The following is a 4,712-nucleotide window of genomic DNA, read 5'->3' as shown; positions in this document are numbered from 1 at the left end:
CCCCCCGACCCAGCGCCACCGCCGTCCGACCCAGCCGGGCGACGCTGACCACACCACGGCCACCCGGAATCAAACCCAGCGAATCCAAAGCGAGTTGCCCTAACGACGCTTTGCCCTGCGCGTACTTCGCCAACGTGTCCGCGAACACCGCCGCACCCGCGACCAGCGCGATCGCGACCAACGCCAACCCGATCGGCCCCGACACAAACAGCGCCACGACCCCGGCGACCATCGCCACATTCCGACACAAATCCACGAAACTGTCCCAGGACCGAAACGGCGCCGACACCGCATCCCACGCCTTCCCCAACCATGACCTGTTCTTGATCCCACTGTCCGCGAGCGCAGCCTCAATCCCATGCGCGCAGCGCCGCGCCGCCTCCCCCCGCAACTCCGCCGCATCCAGGGCCAGCCGCCGGGCCCGCGCCCGATCCGCACTCGCCACCTGACCCCGACCGGCGGCCTGCCGCACCTGCTCCCGCAGCGCCTGCGCGTCCCACGTCGCCGTTGCCGCGCTGATTGAACCGTCGGACAGTTCCGCCCGCGGCCACAACAAAAGCTCCCGGTCCGGGGGCAGCAACGCCCGCACCTCCCCCAACGCCGCCCGGTAGCGATCATCGGCGTCCAGGCCCTGGCGCAACGCACCCCCCGCCCGGATCTTCGCCTCGGTCAGACCGTTCGCATAGGTAAACAGCGCATCGCCGCAGCCCCGATAGGCACGCGCCAGGCGAGCCAGGTCGTCGGGTAACTCCACCAGCGCCTCGGTGTAAGCCGGCGCATAGTCGCCGGCCATCGCCAGCTCACCACTACCCGCGATCGCCCGCAGGCGAGTGGTGTTGTGTTCGGCGAGCTCGGCCTGGGTTCGTAACCGGACGGCCATGCCCCGCACCGCATCCGGATCACCCGGAGTCGGATCACCGTCCAGCTCCAGCACACCCCAGGCGCTCACCGCGGGCCTCCCTGTTCACCCAGGCTTCGTCCGCCGAACGCCTACTCAGCCGCCCGCCGACCGGCAGGACCATCCGCACCGAGAACGTACCGGACAGACCATGCAGCTTCCGCTGATATCTGACATCCGTCGACAAGATCGGCACGAGTTTGTCGTCAGGTACGCCTATCCGGCCAAAAACCGTACCTAACGACAAACAAACGCCGATCACCATCTCCACGATCAGCCGCACCCGACCGATCAGGGGTGCGTGGCAGCGGGCAGGAAGGGGCTCCGGTCGCGGCCACGAAGAGCAGGGACCGGTCGCGTATGCGTTCCCGCAGGTAACGTTTGGAATCGGTGTCCTGGTAACGCTCGACACCGATGTAACGAAACCGGTGCGTTCCGCGGAACACAGACCCCGACCAGCGCCGGCCGGTCGGCACTGCACCGCAGCGCCCTGCGCTCGCAGGGAGCCGGACCGCTCGACCCGGAGATCGCCGATACCATCCAGGCCCGCCGCGGTACAGGCCCACCGCGAGTGAGCCATTCCGAGTAACGATCGGCCACTCCGCGCGACCGCTACTGACAGTGGTCGATCTGCAGGATGCCGGTGTCGGTAAACAAGAAAACGCGGGGCTCCGATAAGAAGGGTGTTCCGATCAAAGATCAACCCTAGGTGGCTGGTGTTTTTCTCATGATCACATCAATGTTGATCTCGGTGTGGTGTCGGTCTGTGGCGTGGCCCAGTCAGCCTGCGTCGAGAATCCAGCGGTCGAGAAGTGCCCCGTATTCGGGGGTGACGGGGCCGGCGGAACCGGCCTGGATCCGGCTGATGCCACCGCCGTCCGTGCGGGCGAGTTCCCGATCCTCGGCGAGGAGAGTGGCGGGGTTACCGGCGGCGCGGGTGAGCAGCGCGCCGACCGTCGCTTTCACCGTGGCCGGCGGGAGGGCGGCGTGGCCTTTCATGAGGGTACCGACGGTCGGCAGGTAGCGGGCGAGCAGCACCGATTCCCGCGGGGACAGCGGTGGCACCGTTTCGGCATGCACCCGGTGGGACAGGCCGGCGGGCACCCGCCGGGCGGTGAGGATGACGCGGGACAGGCCGTCGTGACCGAGGAGAGCGTGGATGATCTGTTCCCAGTTCGGGTCCCGCCACTGCGCGTGCTGGCCCAGCAGGCCGTCCACGGCGTCGATGACGACGAGAATGGCATTGCGTTCCATCAGCTCGGTGAGGTGAGGCAGAAAGGCGTGGAGCCGTTGGCTGTTTCCGGTCTCGGCTGCCATGTCCAGGCCGGGCAGCTGGCGGTCCAGGCATTCCGCGAACGCGGTGAGGATGCGATCCAGTCGTGTCTCGCCGTGCGGTGGGCGGTACCAGGCGTGGGCGGCGAACTCGTACTCGTGGGCGTAGGCGAGTTCGACCGCGCAGGTGCTCGTCCCGATGCCGGCCGGTCCGGTGAGCAGAAGCCCGACCGGTCCGGGAGTGGTGGTGAGAGCGGCGGCGGCGCGGTGCAGCAGGCCGGATCGTCCGATGACCCGTTCCGGTTCGGGCGGAAAGTGGACCATCGTCTGGCGGGCCGTGGTGAAGGTGGCCGGCGGGGCGTCGGGCGGGCGGAGGGTGAGGTCGACGCAACAGGCGCCGAACAGGGCGGGGACGGCGACGGACAGCGGTGATGTGCCGGGCGTGGGACGGTCGCCGAGGGCGCGGGGTAGGGCGAGCTGGAGGGCCCGGGGCAGCGACTGGCCGGCGCCGAACATCCGATCGTAGAGGTGGCCGGTCAGGGTGGTGGAGAAATCGTCGTCGACCCGGTAGCGCATGGCGAGGACGGCGCAGCCCAGCCGCCGGACGGCTTCCTCGGCGAGCACCGGCGGCAGGGCTCTGGGCGCTGCGGCCGAGTTGCACGACGACAGCACGAGGAGTTTCAGGCGGTCCCGGGCGACCCGCAGCATCGCGACCAGCTCGTCGGCGCCGACCGGGTCGCTGCCCCCGCCGGGCTGTTCGAGGATGACGGCGTCGAGGCGGCCGTGACCGGAGATGTGGATGACGTCCCAGCCGTCGCCGTCCTCGAGGAGAGCGCGCAGCCGGTCCCGGGTGGCGCCGTACTGCAGGATGTGCAGGTCGATCGCCTTGCTGTAACGGGCCCGGATGGTGTGGAGCTGCCGGGTGAGCGCCCGGCGCTGCTCACGCAGGGCAAGTGCCTGTTCGGTGTCGGGCAGGCTGAAGACGGCCAGCATCCGCAGCGCGCCCTGGACCGGTCGCCGGCCGCCGCAGGCCGGCGGACCGGGCGGCACCATGACCAGGCTGACATCACAGCGGGCCAGGGGCTGCTCGCCGATCACCGCAAGCTCAAGGGGGCGGAACAGCAGCTGGCGGGCCTCGGGTGGATCGTCGGGGACGCGGACCTCGACCGTCAGCGGACCGCGTTCGACCCGCTCGATGATCGCCGGGCCGATCGGGCCGAAGACGTGCGCGCCGATCCAGCGGCCGACCCGGTCGAGGATCTCCGTCTCACCGGCCAGCGGGCGGGTCGGGTCGGCGTGCAGGGCGAGGTGGCGTTCCAGCCGGGTGAACGCCTGGTATTCGTCGGCGGCCGGGTCGAGGCTCACCTCATGGTCGGTCAGGACGCGGCCGTCGAGGTCGGTCAGGGTCCAGTACCAGTGGGCCGGGCCGTCGAAGCGACGCACCTCGAGCACGAGCCGATCCACAGCGACCATCCCTCCCCGCCCGGCCCTGGACCCCCGGTGCCCGGGGTGCCCGGAACTGCCCGGGGTTGCCCGGTGTGGCTGCTTACCCGGTGCCGGCGGGTCCACCGCCCGGGTCCCCGCCGCCGGGGTCTCCGCCACTCGGGTCCCCGCCGCCCGGGTCTCCGCTGTGCAACGCCCACAGCTTGCCGAGGATGTCGGCGAGCAACGTGTCACTGATCGGTTTGAGCCGGAAATGGAATGACCATCTGCCGGAGGTGGTCCATTTCAGTTCCACGTCGGTCTTGAGCGCGAGCAGGACGAGGCCGCCGATCGCGATGGTCAGCGGGTCACGCTGCCCTTCGCGGCGGGGGCGGTCCAACGCCCGGGCGACCAGCGACCGGGTGCCATCCGATGATTCCTGCCCGGCCAGGTAGAGCAGGGTGGTGCGGGCCAGGTCACCGGTTGTCACCGTCCCGGTGGGACGGATGATCCCGCTGAGGTCGGGTGTGGTGGTGAACGCCTCCGCCAGCCTGTCCTCGACCGCCCGCAGTTGTTCCACCTCCGCCTGTGCGGCATCCTCGACGTCGAGGACGAACGCCAGCGCGGCGACGGCGTCCTCCTCCGACAGCGTGCGGATGCGTCCGGTCAGCTCGTCGGCCACAGGTCCCCCCTCCGAAACATGCCCGGGTCGGCCAGATTCGGCCCAGGCGCGGACCATCATCGCGTGCCGGGCGGACCGCCCGGACCGCGGGCGGCATCGCGTGCGGTGTTGATGATGTCGCGGATGGTCTGGTCGGCGGTCGCCCGGTCCGGGCAGAGGCCGTCGATCAGGGCGGCGAAATGCACCCCGTCGGTCTGGTCGACGATCGCGGCGAGCCCGGCCACGGTTGCCGGTGGTGGGCTGTCGGGGTCGGCTGCCAGCTCCCCTGCCAGGGTCCGCAGAGAGTCGGCTGCCCCGTCGGTATCGCCGATCAGCCGGTAGAGGGTGGCGGCGGCGAGCCGGTGGGCGTGCACGGCGGCACGGTCGGCGCCGGTCCGGCCTAGATAGTTCGCGAGGTTGTGATGGGAGGTGGCGATCGCGGTCGGGTCGGGGTGGGGG

General features: G+C 70.3%; 3 protein-coding genes and 1 pseudogene. All 4 read right to left on the bottom strand.

What is annotated here, in order from left to right; genetic code table 11:
* Nucleotides 1-949 (bottom strand): annotated as a pseudogene (locus U9978_RS23735) (type IV secretion protein Rhs); the annotation flags it as partial.
* Between the two features lie 729 nt (nucleotides 950-1,678).
* Nucleotides 1,679-3,634: a CHAT domain-containing protein gene (locus U9978_RS23730; protein ID WP_322763370.1), complete on the bottom strand. Its 1,956-nt coding sequence runs from the start codon at nucleotides 3,632-3,634 to the stop codon at nucleotides 1,679-1,681.
* Nucleotides 3,635-3,716: 82 nt separating this feature from the next.
* The gene (locus tag U9978_RS23725) at nucleotides 3,717-4,274 is read right to left on the bottom strand and encodes a hypothetical protein (RefSeq protein WP_322763369.1); all 558 of its coding nucleotides are present in this window, start codon (nucleotides 4,272-4,274) and stop codon (nucleotides 3,717-3,719) included.
* Nucleotides 4,275-4,330: 56 nt separating this feature from the next.
* On the bottom strand, nucleotides 4,331-4,712 hold a 382-nt coding region (locus U9978_RS23720), incomplete at its 5' end, for a hypothetical protein (protein WP_322763368.1).

It is taken from the genome of Protofrankia sp. Cr2 (assembly GCF_963555885.1).
Classification (GTDB): Bacteria; Actinomycetota; Actinomycetes; order Frankiales; family Frankiaceae; genus Protofrankia.
The sequence above is the reverse complement of the archived record's forward strand: the minus strand, read 5'-3'. Positions and strand labels throughout refer to the sequence as shown.